The sequence below is a fragment of the Micromonospora sp. CA-248089 genome, from assembly GCF_050948515.1.
In the GTDB taxonomy this organism is placed as follows: Bacteria; Actinomycetota; Actinomycetes; order Mycobacteriales; family Micromonosporaceae; genus Micromonospora.
The window spans coordinates 972459-990069 of the sequence record NZ_CP192016.1; the positions used below are offsets into that span (position 1 = coordinate 972459).

The window sequence follows — 17611 nt, forward strand, 5'->3', positions numbered from 1 at the left end:
GCGCCGCACCTGCCGCGCGTGCTCGCTAAGGTCGGGTGGTGAACCGACTCGCCAATGCCACGTCGCCCTATCTGCTCCAGCACGCCGACAACCCGGTCGACTGGTGGCCCTGGTGCGACGAGGCGTTCGCCGAGGCGAAGCGGCGCGACGTGCCGGTGCTGATCTCGGTGGGTTACTCGGCGTGTCACTGGTGTCACGTCATGGCACACGAGTCGTTCGAGAACGAGGCAGTGGCCCGGTTGATGAACGACGACTTCGTCTGCGTCAAGGTCGACCGCGAGGAGCGACCCGACGTGGACGCGGTCTACATGACCGCCACCCAGGCCATGACCGGGCAGGGCGGCTGGCCGATGACCGTGTTCGCCACGCCGGACGGCACCCCGTTCTTCTGCGGCACGTACTTCCCGCGGGCCAACTTCATCCGCCTGCTCGGCTCGGTCGCCACCGCCTGGCGCGACCAGCGCGAGGCGGTGCTGCGGCAGGGCACCGCCGTGGTCGAGGCGATCGGCGGCGCGCAGGCCGTCGGCGGCGTCACCGCGCCGCTCACCGCCGACCTGCTCGACGCCGCCGCGAGTCAGCTCGCCCGGGAGTACGACGAGACGAACGGCGGTTTCGGCGGCGCGCCGAAGTTCCCGCCGCACATGAACCTGCTCTTCCTGCTCCGGCACCACCAGCGCACCGGCTCGGCGCGCAGCCTGGAGATCGTCCGGCACACCTGCGAGGCGATGGCCCGTGGCGGTCTCAACGACCAGCTCGCCGGTGGGTTCGCCCGCTACTCGGTGGACGGCCACTGGACCGTGCCGCACTTCGAGAAGATGCTCTACGACAACGCGCTGCTGCTGCGCGTCTACACCCAGCTCTGGCGGCTGACCGGCGACCGGCTGGCCCGCCGGGTGGCCCGGGACACCGCGCGGTTCCTCGCCGACGAGCTGCACCGCGCCGGTGAGGGCTTCGCCTCCGCGCTCGACGCGGACACCGAGGGCGTCGAGGGGCTCACCTACGTCTGGACGCCCGACCAGCTCGTCGAGGTGCTGGGGCCCGACGACGGCCGGTTCGCCGCGGACCTGTTCGGCGTCACCGCCGACGGCACGTTCGAGCACGGCGCCAGCGTGCTGCGGCTGGCGCGGGACGTCGACGACGCCGACCCGGCGGTGCGGGCCCGCTGGCAGGACGTGGTGGGCCGGCTGCTCGCCGCCCGCGACACCCGGCCCCAGCCGGCCCGCGACGACAAGGTGGTGGCCGCCTGGAACGGGCTCGCGATCACCGCCGTCGCGGAGTTCCAGCAGGTCGCCACGCTCCTCGTGTCGCCCGACGACGAGGACGCGAACCTGATGGACGGCGTACTGATCGTCTCCGACGGCGCGATGCGGGAGGCCGCCGAGCATCTGGCCACCGTGCATCTCGTGGACGGCCGGCTGCGGCGGGTCTCCCGGGACAAGGTCGTGGGCGAGCCGGCCGGGGTGCTGGAGGACTACGGCTGCGTCGCCGAGGCGTTCTGCGCGATGCACCAGCTCACCGGCGAGGGGCGGTGGCTGGTACTGGCCGGTGAGCTGCTCGACGTGGCGCTGGCCCGGTTCGCCGGCCCGGACGGCGCCTTCTACGACACCGCCGACGACGCGGAGCGCCTGGTCACCCGGCCCGCCGACCCGACCGACAACGCGACCCCGTCGGGCCGCTCGGCGATCGTCGCGGCGCTCGTGGCGTACGCGGCGCTGACCGGCGAGACCCGCTACCGGGAGGCGGCCGAGAAGACGCTGACGACAGTCGCGCCGATCGTCGACCGGCACGCCCGGTTCACCGGGTACGCGGCCACCGTCGGCGAGGCGCTGCTGTCCGGGCCGTACGAGATCGCGGTGGCGACCGGCGACCCGGAGGGCGACCCGCTGGTGGCCGCCGCCCGGCGGCACGCCCCGCCCGGCGCGGTGGTGGTAGTCGGCGCCCCGGACCAGCCCGGTGTGCCACTGCTGGCCGGGCGGCCGTTCGTCGACGGTAAGCCCGCCGCGTACGTCTGCCGGGGCTTCGTCTGCCAGCGGCCGGTGACCGGCGTCGAGGAGCTGATCGCGCAGCTCGGCTGAGCGGAACGGGCCGGGCCGCCCTCGCGGTCCGGCCCGCCACCGGCCCTTATAGGCTGGCGGCGCTATGGACTCCCGTACCGGTCTCCCCGTCGTGGGCATGGTGGGTGGCGGCCAGCTCGCCCGGATGACCCACCAGGCCGCAATCGCTCTCGGCCAGTCGCTGCGCGTGCTGGCGCAAGCCCCGGACGACGGTGCCGCGCTGGTCGCCGCCGACGTCCAGTACGGCGACCACACCGACCTGGCCGCGCTGCGGACGTTCGCCAAGGGGTGCGACGTGGTCACCTTCGACCACGAGCACGTGCCGAACGAGCACATCCGTGCCCTGACCGACGAGGGCGTGAAGCTGTTCCCGCCGGCCGAGGCGCTGGTGCACGCGCAGGACAAGCGGGTGATGCGGGAACGGCTCGGCGAGCTGGGCGCGCCGAACCCGGCCTGGCGTCGGGTGGAGTCCCCGGCCGACCTGATCGCCTTCGGCGAGGAGACCGGCTGGCCGGTGGTGCTCAAGGCCGCCCGGGGCGGCTACGACGGCCGCGGGGTCTGGATGGTCGACGACGCCGGCCAGGCCGGTGCGCTGGCCGCCACGCTGCTCGCCGGTGGCACGCCGCTGCTGGTCGAGGAGCGGGTGGCGCTGCGCCGGGAGCTGGCCGTGCAGGTGGCCCGGTCGCCGTTCGGGCAGGTCGCCGCGTACCCGGTGGTGGAGACGGTGCAGCGCGACGGCATCTGCGTCGAGGTGCTGGCGCCCGCGCCCGACCTGCCGGAGGAGCAGGCCGTCGCCGCGCAGCAGCTCGCCATCGACCTGGCGACCGCGCTCGGCGTGGTCGGCCTGCTCGCGGTGGAGCTGTTCGACACGCCGTCCGGGCTGGTCGTGAACGAGCTGGCGATGCGGCCGCACAACTCCGGGCACTGGACCATCGAGGGGGCCCGGACCTCGCAGTTCGAGCAGCACCTGCGGGCGGTGCTCGACTACCCGATGGGGGACACCTCGCTGACCGCGCCGGTCGTGGTGATGGCGAACGTGCTCGGCGGCGAGCCGGGCGGCATCTCCATCGACGAGCGGCTGCACCACCTGTTCGCCGCCGAGCCCGGTGCCAAGGTCCACCTGTACGGCAAGCAGGTCCGCCCGGGCCGCAAGATCGGGCACGTCACGGTGCTCGGCAACGACCTTGACGACGTACGGGCCCGGGCCGCGCGTGCCGCCCGCTGGCTCCAGGAGGGGCAGGCATGAGCACCGTCGGGCTGATCATGGGTAGTGACTCGGACTGGCCGGTCATGCGGGCCGCCGCCGAGGCGTTGGACGAGTTCGGCGTGCCGTACGAGGTGGGCGTCGTCTCGGCGCACCGCACCCCGGTCAAGATGATCGAGTACGGCCGGGCCGCCGCGGACCGCGGCATCCAGGTGATCATCGCGGGCGCGGGCGGGGCGGCCCACCTGCCCGGCATGGTCGCCTCGGTCACCCCGCTGCCGGTGATCGGCGTTCCGGTGCCGCTGAAGTACCTGGACGGCATGGATTCGCTGCTGTCCATCGTGCAGATGCCGGCCGGCGTGCCGGTCGCCACCGTCTCGATCGGCAACGCCCGCAACGCCGGCCTGCTCGCGGTACGCATCCTGGGCGCTTCCGACCCGGTGCTGCGCGACCGGATGGCGGCCTACCAGGCGAGCCTGGAGAACCTGGTCGCCGAGAAGGACGCCGCGCTGCGCGCCTCCCTGATCTGACCACCCGTCACTCTGCGTGTTGGGCCTGGCTGGTTGCACTGCGTGACCGACTTGGCGAGCGCGTGTTGATGCCTTCCACCGCATTTGCTCTGCAGCCATCGAGGCAGCACGGCTCCGACCTGCGGCGCGGCGTTTCGACGCCGACAGCTCGGCGACGGCAATCATCACGTAGGGTAACTGCTGCGTCGGTGGGTGCAGAGCAAAGGCGATGGGGGAATAACCCCGCCGCACCCTGCCGACACGGAGTGTGACCGAGTCAAGCGCGGTCGCGCAGGGTGTCGCGGACCCGGGCGCGCGCCGGCCAGGCGAACCAGTCACAGCCAGGCGGGTCGCAGCCCGGACCAGCCGCAGCCCGGGCCGGACGGCTCACCGCATGCCGCGTAGCGCGGTCTGCAGGCGCTCCTGGGCGCGGCGACGCCGCTCGTTGCTCGCGCCCAGCGCCAGCAGGACGATGCCGACCGGGATCAGCACCAGCCACGGGCCCAGGCTGAACAACGCGTGCACGGCCGCGATCGCGGTCACGGTCGCCCCGACGATCACCGGCGCCTGCTGCCGGCTGGTCGAGCCGAAGATCAGCACCGCGACGGCGCCGAGCAGCAGCAGCACCTGCCGCAGCATGCTCGATTCGGTCGCGATCACGATCGCCAGCGTGGGCAGGAACGCGGTGACCAGCGCCGGCCCGTACGCCACCCAGCTCGACAGGTCGGGCCGGTGCCGCAGTTGCAGGACACCGACCAGCAGGGCCAGCGCGGCGAACGGCAGCGTGTACGCCTCCGGCAGCGCCACGTCGGCCACCCGCATCAGGATCCACCAGGCGCTGATCTCGCAGGCCACCACGGCCCAGAACAGCAGGTTGCGCTCCATCGGCCGCCGTCCCGGGCGGCTCGCCGCCACCCCGAGGACCGCGCCCCAGGCGGCCAGCAGCGCGGCGATGTGCCGGGGCGAGTCGTACGCCAGCGCCAGCGCGATGAGCGCCGCGCCGTAGCCGCTCCACTCGACGGTGGCCGCCTCCCGGTACGCCTCCGGGCGGCGCAGCCGGGGCAGCGTGGCGGCGAACACCTGCAACGCCGCACCGACCGCGAGCACCCCGAACGCGGACCAGACCGCCGCCAGCCCGGACTTCAGGCCGATCGTGAGCACGAACAGCTGCGCCATCACCGAGCCGAACAACCAGCCCAGGATGCGCGCCCGCTGGGTGGTGCCGAACAGCGCGGCGACAATGCCCACGCCGACCGCCCCGCCGAGCGTGAACACGGTTAGGTCGCTCGTGGCGAGGCTGCCGGCCAGCCCCGCGCCACCGGCGGTCAGCCCCAGCGCGAAGACCAGCACCCGGGCCACCCGGATCGACCGGCCCGGCTCGGCGATGGCCGGTGGCGGGGTCAGCGCCAGCCCGAGCATCGAGATGGTGAACACCGCCAGCGCGGCCAGCGCGGTCACCGGCCAGCCCCTGCCGAGCGCCACCGGCGTGATCAGCAGCGTGATCGCCGCTCCGGGCAGGATCACCGGCACCGCGCGGGACCGCCGGCCGCCGCTGAACCCGGTGGCGGCGAGCGCCGCTGTCACTGTCAGCAGCAGCGCGGTGAGCACGTGCGTGGGGTTCACCGCCTCCGGCGGCGGGGTCAGCAACTCCGGCGGCGGACCCTGCCACACCCGGCGCAGCACCGCGAACGGCGAGAACAGCGCCACCACGAGCGTCGGCGCCAGGGTGGCCAGCGCCAGCGCGGTGGGCAGCGCGGCGGCGGCGAGCGCACCGGCGGCCGGGCTGACCCGCCAGCGCAGCTCGGGATCGTCCGGGGCGCGGCGCAGCGCACCGTTGAGCAGCACCGTCCAGCGGCGTACCGGCCGGCCCGAACCAGCGGGCGGGACGGTGGCGGCCCGGATCAGCTCGGCGAGCACACCGAGCAGCGCGGCGGCCGCGGCGAACACGCCCGCCGGCAGGCCGACCGCGAGCGCGGCGGCGGCGGTGACGGTGGCCGCGCCGACCACCGCCACGCTGACGTACGGAAGATACTGCGGCACCTGCCGGCGTACCGCGGCGATCGCGGCCAGGCCGATGCTGGCGGCGGCGAGCGCGGCGGTCAGCACCACCTGCGGCGGACGGCCGTACTCGACTGCCAGCGCGGCCACGGCGCCGGGCAGCGCGAGCACCGCGGCTCCGGCACCCGCGCCGCCCACCTGCACCAGGTGCGGCGGCATGCCCTCGGTGCGGACATCGTCGACGAGCGACGGCGCGACCGTACGTGCCACGGCGGCCACCGTGGCGCCGATCAGTGCGATGCTGCCCAGCGCCAGCGCTGTGGTCCACGGCCGCACCAGACCGGCCCCGGCCGCGTGCAACGCCACCACCCCGGCCACAGTGGCCCGGGACAGCGCGGCCCGGGGATCGACAGCGGCCGCGGCCGCCATGCCGTAGACGGTGGCGACCATGCAACCGACCAGCACCGGTGACCACCAGGGCAGGTCGAACGCGGCCGGGGCGCCCACCGTGGCGAGCACGGCGGCCAGACCGGAGACGTCGTGCTTCCACGGTGGCGGCAGCAGGATGGCCGCTGTCACCCCCAGCAGCGCCAGCGCCACCGGAGCCTGCCAGGTCGACCCGCCGGTTGGCGCGGCCGGCCAGCCGGTCAGGTCACCGGCCCAGATCGGCCCGGGGGTGGCGAGCACGCCCAGCCCGCCACGCAGGGCACTCCAGGCGGCGATCAGGCCGATCAGCGTGCCACCGGCGGCGATGCCGAGAATCGGCCCGCGCCGCCACTCCTCCGGGAGCGCCCGGGCGGCCACCGCCACCAGCAGCACCAGCGCGGAGGCCACCACGAGTTGGCCGCCGGGAGCGAGCACCGCGGCGATCCGGGCCAGCGTCGCGACGAGCGCCACGGTGGTGGCGGCGAGCGCCAGGTCGGAACCGTCCAGCGACATGTCGGCACGCCGCCCGGCGTCGATGCGCGGGGCGAGCGCCAGCAGCGCGGCGGCGACCAGGAGCAGACTGCCCACCCACGCGTCGGCCGAGGTCGCGCCCGGCGCGCCGAACGCGGCGGCGGCGACGCCCACCGCGCCGAGCACCGTACCCAGCGCGTGCGGCATGCTCAGATGCCGCTGCGCCACCTGCACCAGCGCGGCGTAGCCGAGCGTGACGCAGACGGCGAGGAAGCTCGCCGCGAGGATCGGCACGGTGATCTCGCGCAGGTTCGCCGGTGTGGCGACAGGCGGCGTCGGCACCGTGGCGGCGACGAACGCGGCGACGGCGCCGGGCAGGGCGAACGCCGCGCCGCCCGCGGCCCAGGCGCAGACCGTGTCCGTCGCGGCCGGGGCGAGCCGGACCCGCGGCGCGAGGGACACCAGCGCCCCGGCCAGGAACAGCACCGTCAGCGCGGCGGCGGTGAGGGCCGGGCGGGCGAGCGCCGCGCCGGCGCCGACCAGGCCGAGCCCGGTCGCTGTCACCGCGTGCGCCACCGCCGCCCGTTCGGTGCGTGCGGTCAGCCCGAGCACGCCGATCGCGACCGCGGTGAGCAGCATCGGCCAGCAGGCCGCCGCCCAGCCCAGACCGAGCGACGCGGGTACGGCGAGCGCGGTGAGCGCCGCGCCGACCACAGCGAACTCGCGCCGGATCTCGGCGGGCAGCGCGATCACGGCGGCGACGGTCAGCAGCAGCGCGCTGGCCGCGAGCTGCCAGCCGGTCGGTCCGACGGCCTGGGCCAGTTCGGCGTGCCATCCGGTCAGGTCCGCCGACCAGGCGGGCAGCGAGGCCCGGACCGGGGCCAGCCCGGCGCGCAGCGCGCCACCGGCGACCACGAGGCCGCAGACCGTGAGCGCCACCGCGGAGGCGATCTGCGGACCACGCCGGGCCGTCTCCGGTACGGCCCGGACGGCGAGCCCGGTCAGCGCGATGACGGCGGAGATGAGCAGCAGGGACCGGCCGGGCAGGGCCACCGAGGCGACCCGGCCGAGCGCGCCGATGACGGCGAGCGTGAGGATGCCGGCGCCGACGTCCGGCAGCGGCGGCCGGCGCAGCACGAGCGTCCCGGCCAGCGCGACGAGGGCGGCGAGCAGCAGCGCCGTGCCCGCGGCGGCGGCCGGCGGCACCGTGGTGGCACGCAGCAGGCCGGTGACCGCGTACGCCAGCGCGACAGCGACCGCCACGGCGTGCAGCAGCCAGGTCAGCTCGGGCAGCCAGGGCACCGGCCGGGCGGTGGCGGCCGGACCCGGTGGCGTCTCGCCGCCCAGCACCTCGGCGGATTCCTCCGGCGCCGACTCGGGCCGGTCCTCGTCGGCGCGCTGCCGGGGCGGAACGGGCGTAGCCGGCTCGGTGGCGGGCAGGTCACGCCGGACCGGCCGCTCGCGTACCACAGCCGATCGGGCGAGCATCAGGTCGAGCACCGCCACCACTGTGAGCACCAGCGCCCAGCCGACCGGCCCGGTGATCCGCTCGTACGCCAGCAGGGGCAGCACCGGCTGGGCGGCCAGCACCGTGGCGAAGCGGGGTGCCCGCAGACCCGTCCCGTACGCGTACCCGAGCGCGACGAGCGTGGTGACCAGGAAGATCGTCCCGGCGAAGGCGGCACCCGAGCCGCTGCCGCCGATCCGGTCGACGGCCCAGAGCGCGTACCCGGCCAACGGCACCAGCAGCAACCCGACCGCGGCGATGGTCTCGGCGGTGGAGGTGAGGCCGCGCCGGGCCAGCACCGGCGGGGCGAGCAGCATCAGCGCCGTCGCCACCAGCAGCACGCCGAGGCGGGCCAGTGCGTCCATCGAACTGGTGGCCACCGCGGCGAAGACCACGGCGGCGACGCCGAGCAGGAGCGCGCCGAGCCCGAGCGGGATGTTCTGCACCTCGCGCGAGGACGCCTCGGGCGGGTGCTCCGGGTCGTCCGCGTCGAGCCAGCGCGGGCGGCCGCGCGGCGGCGACGGGGGCAGGTCCTCCGGGCCGGGCGGCGGGGTGCCCTGGCGGGGCACCCGGGGCGGGGCGCCGGTGGCGGCGGTGGGCGGGCGGCGGCCGGCCCGGCGGCGCAGGACCCGGCGCGGCCGGGTGGCCTGCCGGATCCGTTCCTCACCGGCGTGCGCGAGGATGTCCCGCTGGAAGAGGGCGGCCTGCATCTTGGCCGCGATCTGCCGCTGCTCCCGGGCGATCTCGGCGTCGCGGGCCTTCATCTCGGCGATGGAACGCTCGATGTCGGCCAGGTGCTCGGCCCACTGGGGCTGGTGCGCGCCGCAGTGCGGGCAGACGACGGCGGGCTTGATGTCCTGCCCGCACGAGGCGCACCTGAAGCTCTCCACGACAGTCTCCCGTCCGCCCGTGCCCCCGCACTGTGGACCTCCCAGAGGCAGCATGCCTTGAGTGGGCCGGGATTTCGACAGTTGCCGCCGCGTTCCGGACAACAAAAACGGACCGGCCGCCGGGAGACGTTCCCCAGCGGCCGGTCCGTACGGTCAGCGGATCAGGGGCGGCCCATCCCGCGGTACTCCCAGCCGGCCTGCGTCCACAATGTGGAGTCGAGGCAGTTGCGCCCGTCGACCACCTTGCGACCGTTGGCCAGCTCGCCCAGGGCGACCGGGTCGGCGTTGCGGAACTCGGCCCACTCGGTGAGCACGCAGACCAGGTCGGCGCCGCGCACGGCGTCGTTCATGCTCTCCTCGTACGTCAGCTCGGGCACCGCCCGGCGCGCGTTCTCGATGCCCTGCGGGTCGAACACGTGCACGTCGGCGCCGGCCTTGCCGAGCAGCGAGGCGACCGCGAGAGCCGGCGCGTCGCGTACGTCATCGGTGTTGGGTTTGAACGTGGCGCCGAGCACCGCGACCCGGGTGCCGGACAGGTCCGGCCCGGCCGGGCCGGATCGGCGGCCGAGCAGCTCGGCGGCGAGCTGCACGACGCGGCTGCGGCGGCGCTGGTTGATCAGGTCGACCTCGTGCAGGAAGCGCAGCGCCTCACCGGCGCCCAGCTCCTGTGCGCGGGCCTGGAAGGCGCGGATGTCCTTGGGCAGGCAGGCGCCGCCGAATCCGAGCCCGGCCTGGAGGAAGCGGTTGCCGATACGCGGGTCGTAGCCGATCGAGCGGGCGAGCTGGGTGACGTCGCCCCCGGCCGCCTCGCAGACCTCGGCCATCGCGTTGATGAAGGAGATCTTGGTGGCGAGGAACGCGTTCGCGGCCACCTTGACCAGCTCGGCGGTCGCGAAGTCGGTGACCACCAGCGGCACCTCGCGGTCCTCGGTGGCGGCCAGGTCGAAGACGCCCTTGTGGGCGGCGAACAGCATGCCGTTGGCCCACTCGCTCTTGACGCCGACCACGATCCGGTTCGGACGCAGCACGTCGTCGACGGCGAAGCCCTCCTGGAGGAACTCGGGGCTCCACGCCACCTCGACGCCGAGGTCGGCCGGGGTGTGCTTGCCGACGAGCTGCTCCACCCACTCGGCGGTGCCCACCGGCACGGTGGACTTGCCGACGATCAGCGCCTTGCGGGTCAGGTGCTGGGCGAGGCTGGTCACCGACGCCTCGACGTACGACAGGTCGGCGCCCATGCCGTCGGCCCGCTGCGGCGTGCCGACGCAGATGAAGTGGACGTCGCCGAAGTCGGCGGTCTCCTGGATGTCGGTGCTGAACCGCAGCCGGCCGGCGGCCAGGTTGCGTCGCAGCAGCTCGTCGAGGCCGGGCTCGTGGATCGGCACCTCGCCGGCGTTCAGCTTCGCGATCTTGTCCGCGTCCACGTCGAAGCCGAGCACCTCGTAGCCCAGCTCCGCGTAGCAGATGGCGTAGGTCGCACCGAGGTAGCCGGTGCCGAGGAAGGTCACCCTCGGGCGGGCGGCGCCGGACGGCGGGGTCACCGCGGCGATGGCGGGCATCGGCTGGGTGTTCGGGTACGGAATCGTCACGCCTGTCTTCTCCGCTCGCACTGGCGGCGCTTCCACGCGTCGCATTCTGCTGGGGCGCCGAGGCCGGGCACCGAGGGAACTGGATGTCTGCTGTGAGGGTAGTGGGCTCGGGCGGGCGAGGCTCGGGCGCGAGCCTACCCGCCGGTAAGGTTCGGCCGGGGCCGGTGGCTATCCTTCAGTTTGCGGCAGTCGTCGGCCCCCGGGCGGCACAGACTGCGCATGATAGCGGTGAAAGGGGAGGGCCGACATGGCCGCAGAGCAGTCGTTCGACGTCTACCGGTTGCCGGAGGAGCACGAGGCGATCCGGGAGGCGGTCCGTGAGGTCTGTGCGGCCAAAGTGGCTCCGCACGCGGCCGAGGCGGACGAGACAGGTGAGTTCCCCAAGGCGTCGTACGAGGCCCTGCGGGCGGCCGACTTCCACGCCCCGCACATCCCGGTCGAGTACGGCGGCGCCGGCGCGGATGCGCTGGCCACGGCCATCGTGATCGAGGAGGTGGCCCGGGCCTGCGCGTCCTCCTCGCTGATCCCGGCGGTGAACAAGCTGGGCACCATGCCGCTGCTGCTGGCCGGCTCCGAGGAGCTGAAGCGCAAGTACCTCACGCCGGTCGCGGCCGGGGAGGGCATGTTCTCCTACTGCCTCTCCGAGCCGGAGGCGGGCAGCGACGCCGCCTCGATGACCACCAAGGCCGTACGTGACGGAGACCACTGGGTGCTCAACGGCGTGAAGCGGTGGATCACCAACGCGGGCGTGTCCGAGTACTACACCGTCTTCGCCGTGACTGATCCCACAGCCCGGTCGAAGGGCATCTCCGCGTTCGTGGTGGAGAAGTCCGACCAGGGCGTCAGCTTCGGCGCACCGGAGAAGAAGCTCGGCATCAAGGGCTCACCCACCCGCGAGGTCTACTTCGACAACGTCCGGATCCCGGCCGACCGCATGATCGGCGCCGAGGGCACCGGGTTCGCCACCGCGATGAAGACGCTGGACCACACCCGCGTCACCATCGCCGCCCAGGCGGTCGGCATCGCGCAGGGCGCGCTGGACTACGCCAAGGGCTACGTCCAGGAGCGCAAGCAGTTCGGCAAGCCGGTCGCCGACTTCCAGGGCATCCAGTTCATGCTCGCCGACATGGGCATGAAGCTGGAGGCGGCGCGGCAGCTCACGTACGCGGCCGCCGGCAAGTCCGAGCGTGGCGACGCCGACCTGACCTACTTCGGCGCGGCCGCGAAGTGCTATGCCTCGGACGCCGCCATGGAGATCACCACCGACGCGGTCCAGTTGCTCGGCGGCTACGGCTACACCCGCGACTACCCGGTCGAGCGGATGATGCGGGACGCCAAGATCACCCAGATCTACGAGGGCACCAACCAGGTCCAGCGCATCGTCATGGCGCGCCAGCTGCTCAAGGGCTGACCGCAGGACGTTCGGGCGGGCGGGCCGGTTGCGTACCGGCCCGCCCGCGCTCGTCAACGGCTCTCGGTGCCCTCCGGCCGGCCCGCGCCGCGCGGGGGCGCGGACCACGGCGACTCGCCGCCGGTGCGGCGGGGCAGGGGTTCGGTCGGGCTCTCGGGGTACGCCAGCGTGAGCGGAGGCGTGTCCGGGTCCTTCGACGGTGCCGGGGGCCAGTCGGTGAGCGCCGGCTTGTGCTCCACCGGCGCGACGGCCGGGGTCAGCTCCGCCTCGGCCGTCGGGGGTGTGGCGGGACGCCGCCAGCGGCTCGTGCTGAACACCGCCATCAGCAGCAGCACGCCGATGAGGAACAGCGTGCCGTTGTCCAGCGGGTCGCGCAGCGGCAGCGGGTCACCGAGCAGCTTCAGGTCGTCCGGCACCCGGTCCCGCACGCTGAACGGCGCGACGAACAGCCCGAGGTACGGGACCGCGAGCAACAGGCCGGCCACCAGCGGGCCGAACGGCGAGAAGCGCAACGTGCCGAGCAGGCCGAGCAGGATGCCGGCGACGCCCAGATAGACGGCCGGCTCGATCAGGTTCGGTGTGCTGTACGTCCCGATCTCCACCCAGCGGTCGACGGTCCGCTCAGATCCGTCCTGACCGAGCGTGACGAGCACCCAGGTGACGGGCGCCACCGCCAACCCGGCGAGGAAGCTCCAGAGATGTCGCATCCGCGCACCGTACCGTTTTCGGCATGACAGATCATCCCGCGGTCCCGCCGGGTAAGCCGACCTCGTACTCCCGCGTCACGCTCAGTCGCATCATGACCGCGGTCGATGTCAATCTGTACGGGACCGTGCACGGTGGGGTACTGATGAAATTCGTGGACGACGTTGCCGGAGCGGCGGCGGCACGGCACAGCGGCGGCACCGCGGTGACCGCGTCCATCGACGAGATCGTCTTCTCCGAGCCGGTCCGGGTGGGCGACCTCGTGCACGCGCACGCCCAGATCAACTGGACCGGCCAGACCTCGATGGAGGTCGGGGTGAAGGTGGTCGCCGAGCGCTGGGACTCGGCCGAGGAGGAGCCGGTGCGGGTCGCCACTGCGTACCTGGTCTTCGTCGGCGTCGACGTGGGTGGCTCGCCCCGCCCGGTCCGGCCGGTGCTGCCCGAGTCGCCGGAGGACGAGCGCCGCTTCCGGGAGGCCGAGATCCGGCGCGCGCACCGGCTGGCCCGGCGCCGCGCGATCCAGGCTCACCGCGCCGGCTGAGGTGTAAGGAAGGGCCCGTAACCGGGGGCCCTTCCTTGCACCCGGCCCACATGGGGTGGGGGTGCGGGGTGTGGGTGGGGCACGCCCCGTACGGCGTACCGGGCGCGGACAATGGCGGCACGAGGTAGGGCAAGATGGCGCCACGGCTCCGGCACACCGTCGTGGCGGGCCCAGGGGAGGGTGGATCAGTGGCTGACGTGCTGTGGACGCCGCCGGCGGACGTGCGGGAGCGGTCCCGGATCGGTGACTACCTGCGCTGGCTGGCCGAGCACCGCGGGCTGGAGTTCGCCGACTACGACGCGCTGTGGCAGTGGTCGGTGACCGACCTGGACGCGTTCTGGCGTTCGATCTGGGACTGGTTCGACGTCGTCGCGCACACCCCGCCGACGGCCACCCTCACCGACCGGGCCATGCCGGGCACCCGCTGGTTCCCCGGCGCGACGCTCAACTACGCCGAGAACGTGCTGCGCATGCCGGGGCTGGGCGACGACGACCCGGCGGTGATCGCACACGGTCAGACCCGCGCGCCCGAGACGCTCACCGCTGCCGAACTGCGCGAGCAGGTCCGCCGGGTGGCCGCCGGGCTGCGCCGCCTCGGCGTGGGTCCGGGCGACCGGGTGGCCGCGTACGCGCCGAACATCCCGGAGACGTACGTCCTGCTGCTCGCCACCGCCAGCCTCGGCGCGATCTTCTCCTCCTGCGCACCCGAGTTCGGCACCCGCAGCGTCACCGACCGCTGGCAGCAGATCGAACCCACGGTCCTGGTCGCCGTGGACGGCTACCGGTACGGCGACAAGCCGGTCGACAGGCGCGCCGAGGTGGCCGCGATCGGGGCCGCGCTGCCGTCGCTGCGGCACACCGTCGCCGTCGCGTACCTCGATCCGGACGGCCCGGCCCCCGACGGCGCGCTGCCGTGGGCGGAGCTGGCGGCGCCGACGGACGAGCCGTTGACGTTCACGCCGGTGGCGTTCGACCACCCGCTCTACGTGCTCTACTCCTCCGGCACCACCGGCCTGCCCAAGCCGATCGTGCACGGGCACGGCGGCATCCTGCTCGAACACCTCAAGATGCTGGCGCTGCACCACGACCTGGGCCCGTCCGACCGGTTCCTGTGGTTCACCACGACCGGCTGGATGATGTGGAACTTCCTGGTCTCCGGCCCGGCGGTGGGCGCGGCGATCGTGCTGTTCGACGGCAACCCGGGCCACCCCGACCTGGGCGCGCTGTGGCGGCTGGCCGCTGACACCGGCACCACGTACTTCGGCACGTCCGCGCCGTTCCTGCTGGCCTGCCGCAAGGCCGGGCTGGTGCCGCGCGAGGTCGCCGACCTGTCCGCGGTGCGCGGCCTGGGCTCGACCGGCGCGCCGCTGCCGGCCGAGGGCTTCACCTGGGTGTACGAGAACGTGAGCGACCGCCTCCAGCTCCAGTCGCTGTCCGGCGGCACGGACGTGTGCACCGGGTTCGTCGGCGGCGTGCCGCTGCTGCCGGTGTACGCGGGGGAGATCGCCTGCCGGGCGCTGGGCGCAAAGGTGGAGGCCCGCTCCGCCGACGGCAGCGCGGTGATCGGGCAGCTCGGCGAACTGGTGATCACCGAGCCGATGCCGAGCATGCCGGTCGGGTTCTGGAACGACCCGGACGGCGCCCGCTACCGGGAGGCGTACTTCGAGGTCTATCCCGGCGTGTGGCGGCACGGTGACTGGATCACCGTGAACGAGCGCGGCGGGTGCGTGATCACCGGCCGGTCCGACGCCACGCTCAACCGGGGCGGGGTGCGGCTCGGCACCGCCGAGTTCTACTCGGTGGTCGAGGGGCTGGACGAGGTGGTCGACTCGGTGGTCGTGCACCTGGAGGACGACGAGGGCGGCGCGGGTGAGCTGCTGCTGTTCGTGGTGCTCGCCGAGGGCCTGGAACTCGACGACGAGATGCGCCGGAAGATCTGCCGGGAGCTGCGTACCGCCCTGTCGCCCCGGCACGTGCCGGACGAGATCCACCAGGTCCGGGCGGTGCCCCGCACGCTGAGCGCGAAGAAGCTGGAGGTGCCGGTCAAGAAGATCCTGACGGGCACCCCTGTGGACAGCGCGGCGGCCAAGGGCGCCCTGGCCAACCCCGAGTCCCTGACGGCGTTCGCCGCCCTGGCCCAGCGCCGGGCCACCACCGCCAGCCCCGCCTCACCTCGCTGATCTTGCACTCTCTGCCCCGGCGAAAGGGGCGAATCCCCCGCGCTCAGGGCCGAAACTGCAAGATCAACGAGGTGAGCTCAGGGCAGGGTGTGGGTGGTCTTCTCGGTTTCGGCGCGGGCGGCCAGGCGGGTCGGGTCGGGGTGGGCGCAGGCCACCACGCTGGCGCCCACGATCAGCGGGGTGAGCAGCCACTCGACCGGGTCGGGGTGAGTGGTCACGTCGACCAGGAGGCGGTCGCCCTGAACCAGGCCCAGCTCGGTGGCGCGAGCCTGGGCCCGGGCCAGCAGTGCCGCGTCGGTCTCGCCGGCCGCCGGGTCCGGCGTGAAGTGGTCGCCGTGTCCGCGTACCGCGGTGACGAAGTCGGTGCAGCCCGCCGGCGCCTGCCGCATCGGCAGCGCGAACGGGTCGAGCGCCAGCGCGTACCGCTCGCCGGCCGGCCACCCGGCCGCCTCGTCGACCCGGTCGACTGCGACGAACAGCGCCTCCACCGGGCCCGGCGAGTCGACCACAGTCAGTTTCGCCGACCAGCAGCCGAGCAGCACGGCGGCGGTCTGCCAGTGCGGCGGCAGCAGCACCCCGGCCGCGTCGCCGGGCGCGGCGCCCACCTCGTCGGTGAGCAGGTTGGCGGTCTTCGCCACCCAGTTCGCGAGCGTCGCCCCGGACAGTTCGGTGCGCTCGCCGGTGGCGTCGTCGTACCAGGTCAGCAGCGGTCGGGTGAGGTCGGGCGCGATCGCGTCGGCGAACACCCGGGCAATGTTGTCGGCCATCGGCGCGAACGATACGCGCCCCCCGTGCGTACTCGATGACAACGACAAGTCGGCGTACCGTCGGGTCGCGGTCAGCACCTTGCGCCCGGCCCGGCGTAGGCTTGGCGAGAGTGTTCTTCCCCACAACTGCGCCACCTGAGGAGTCGCCCTGTGACCGCCGGTCGCCCGCCCCGCGTTCTCATCGACGCCACGAGTGTCCCCGCCGACCGTGGCGGCGTCGGTAGATACGTCGACGGACTGCTCGGCGCGCTGGGCCGGGTCTGCGGCACCGGCGTCGACCTGGCCGTGGTGAGTCTCCGCACCGACCTGGAGCGCTACAACCGGATGCTGCCCGGTGCCGAGGTGATCCCCGCCCCGGCGGCGGTGGCGCACCGGCCGGCGCGGCTGGCCTGGGAGCAGACCGGCCTGCCGCTGCTCGCCCAGCAGGTCGGCGCCGAGGTGCTGCACTCGCCGTTCTACACGTGCCCGCTGCGCGCCGGGTGCCCGGTGACGGTCACCGTGCACGACGCGACCTTCTTCACCGAGCCGGAGCACTACGACAAGTCGCGCCGGACGTTCTTCCGCAGCGCGATCAAGACGTCCCTGCGCCGGGCCGGCCGGGTGATCGTGCCGAGCAAGGCGACCCGCGACGAGCTGATCCGGCTGCTGGACGCCGACCCGACCCGGATCGACGTCGCCTACCACGGTGTCGACCAGGACGCGTTCCACGCGCCGGGCGACGAGGAGAAGGCCCGCGTCCGGGCCCGCCTGGGGCTCGGCGACGGCAGCTACATCGCGTTCCTCGGGGCCAAGGAGCCGCGCAAGAACGTACCCAACCTGATCCGCGGCTGGGCCCGGGCGGTGGCCGACCGGCCGAACCCGCCCGCGCTGGTGGTGGCCGGTGGCCAGGGGCACGACGACGACATCGACCGCGCGGTGGCCGAGGTCCCGTCGCACCTGCGGCTGCTGCGCCCGGGTTACCTTCGCTACGCCGACCTGCCCGGCTTCCTCGGTGGCGCGCTGGTGGCCGCCTACCCCTCCTACGGCGAGGGCTTCGGTCTGCCGATCCTGGAGGCGATGGCGTGCGCCGCCCCGGTGCTCACCACGCCGCGCCTGTCCCTGCCCGAGGTGGGCGGCGACGCGGTCGCGTACACCAGCGAGGACCCGGACCAGATCGCCACCGACCTGGCCGCCCTGCTGGACGACGAGCAGCGGCGGCTGTCCCTGGCCAAGGCCGGTTTCGACAGGGCCAAGGAGTTCACCTGGGAGTCCAGCGCGGAGGTCCACATCGCGGCGTGGCGACGGGCGCGCTCCTGAGCGCCGGTTGCCGGTCCCGGGCGACCGACCGTGACGGCTCGCCCGCTTCGGGCATGATGTGCT

The 17611-nt window shown here is 74.0% G+C and carries 11 protein-coding genes; 7 read left to right on the forward strand and 4 right to left on the reverse strand.

Annotation, left to right across the window (positions count from 1 at the left end; translation table 11 throughout):
- Positions 1-38 precede the first annotated feature (38 nt).
- The 3 genes from ACQP26_RS04870 (at position 39) to purE (ending at position 3788) form a co-directional block, all read left to right on the forward strand.
- Positions 39-2075 carry a thioredoxin domain-containing protein gene (locus tag ACQP26_RS04870; protein ID WP_433495050.1) on the forward strand — a complete coding sequence of 679 codons (2037 nt, stop codon included), beginning with the start codon at positions 39-41 and terminating at the stop codon, positions 2073-2075.
- Positions 2076-2139: 64 nt separating this feature from the next.
- Positions 2140-3300, forward strand: coding sequence for a 5-(carboxyamino)imidazole ribonucleotide synthase (locus tag ACQP26_RS04875; RefSeq protein ID WP_281578983.1), 1161 nt, complete (start codon positions 2140-2142; stop codon positions 3298-3300).
- Positions 3297-3788, forward strand: coding sequence for a 5-(carboxyamino)imidazole ribonucleotide mutase (gene purE / locus ACQP26_RS04880; protein WP_433495051.1), 492 nt, complete (start codon positions 3297-3299; stop codon positions 3786-3788). The genes ACQP26_RS04875 and purE overlap by 4 nt, the downstream gene beginning before the upstream one ends.
- A 366-nt stretch (positions 3789-4154) precedes the next feature.
- Here the strand turns inward: purE and ACQP26_RS04885 are convergent, their stop codons facing one another.
- Together ACQP26_RS04885 and ACQP26_RS04890 are read right to left on the reverse strand one after the other, a co-directional pair.
- On the reverse strand, positions 4155-9059 hold the full coding sequence (locus tag ACQP26_RS04885; protein ID WP_281578981.1) for an SCO7613 C-terminal domain-containing membrane protein: 4905 nt from the start codon (positions 9057-9059) through the stop codon (positions 4155-4157).
- Positions 9060-9220: 161 nt separating this feature from the next.
- On the reverse strand, positions 9221-10648 hold the full coding sequence (locus tag ACQP26_RS04890) for a UDP-glucose dehydrogenase family protein (protein ID WP_269702101.1): 1428 nt from the start codon (positions 10646-10648) through the stop codon (positions 9221-9223).
- A 247-nt stretch (positions 10649-10895) separates the two neighbouring features.
- Between ACQP26_RS04890 and ACQP26_RS04895 the strand changes: the two genes are divergently transcribed.
- Positions 10896-12059 carry an acyl-CoA dehydrogenase family protein gene (locus tag ACQP26_RS04895; RefSeq protein ID WP_433495052.1) on the forward strand — a complete coding sequence of 388 codons (1164 nt, stop codon included), beginning with the start codon at positions 10896-10898 and terminating at the stop codon, positions 12057-12059.
- Between the two features lie 53 nt (positions 12060-12112).
- Here ACQP26_RS04895 and ACQP26_RS04900 read toward each other — a convergent pair whose 3' ends face one another.
- Positions 12113-12766 carry a hypothetical protein gene (locus ACQP26_RS04900; RefSeq protein ID WP_433495053.1) on the reverse strand — a complete coding sequence of 218 codons (654 nt, stop codon included), beginning with the start codon at positions 12764-12766 and terminating at the stop codon, positions 12113-12115.
- Positions 12767-12789: 23 nt separating this feature from the next.
- Here ACQP26_RS04900 and ACQP26_RS04905 point away from each other — a divergent pair, with 23 nt between their 5' ends.
- Together ACQP26_RS04905 and ACQP26_RS04910 are read left to right on the forward strand one after the other, a co-directional pair.
- Positions 12790-13305, forward strand: a complete 516-nt coding sequence (locus ACQP26_RS04905; protein ID WP_269702096.1) for an acyl-CoA thioesterase — start codon at positions 12790-12792, stop codon at positions 13303-13305.
- Between the two features lie 188 nt (positions 13306-13493).
- Positions 13494-15485, forward strand: coding sequence for an acetoacetate--CoA ligase (locus tag ACQP26_RS04910; protein WP_433495054.1), 1992 nt, complete (start codon positions 13494-13496; stop codon positions 15483-15485).
- A 77-nt stretch (positions 15486-15562) separates the two neighbouring features.
- Here ACQP26_RS04910 and ACQP26_RS04915 read toward each other — a convergent pair whose 3' ends face one another.
- Positions 15563-16252, reverse strand: a complete 690-nt coding sequence (locus tag ACQP26_RS04915; RefSeq protein ID WP_433495055.1) for a TIGR03089 family protein — start codon at positions 16250-16252, stop codon at positions 15563-15565.
- Positions 16253-16402: 150 nt separating this feature from the next.
- Between ACQP26_RS04915 and ACQP26_RS04920 the strand changes: the two genes are divergently transcribed.
- Entirely contained in the window at positions 16403-17548 is a 1146-nt protein-coding gene (locus ACQP26_RS04920) for a glycosyltransferase family 4 protein (RefSeq protein ID WP_269702091.1), read from the forward strand.
- The last annotated feature ends 63 nt before the right edge of the window (positions 17549-17611 follow it).

Coding starts and splice junctions, on each gene's coding strand:
- ACQP26_RS04900 (WP_433495053.1), bottom strand. CDS start 12,766: ATGCGACATCTCTGGAGCTTCCTCGCCGGGTTGGCGGTGGCGCCCGTC.
- purE (WP_433495051.1), top strand. CDS start 3,297: ATGAGCACCGTCGGGCTGATCATGGGTAGTGACTCGGACTGGCCGGTC.
- ACQP26_RS04905 (WP_269702096.1), top strand. CDS start 12,790: ATGACAGATCATCCCGCGGTCCCGCCGGGTAAGCCGACCTCGTACTCC.
- ACQP26_RS04875 (WP_281578983.1), top strand. CDS start 2,140: ATGGACTCCCGTACCGGTCTCCCCGTCGTGGGCATGGTGGGTGGCGGC.
- ACQP26_RS04915 (WP_433495055.1), bottom strand. CDS start 16,252: ATGGCCGACAACATTGCCCGGGTGTTCGCCGACGCGATCGCGCCCGAC.
- ACQP26_RS04895 (WP_433495052.1), top strand. CDS start 10,896: ATGGCCGCAGAGCAGTCGTTCGACGTCTACCGGTTGCCGGAGGAGCAC.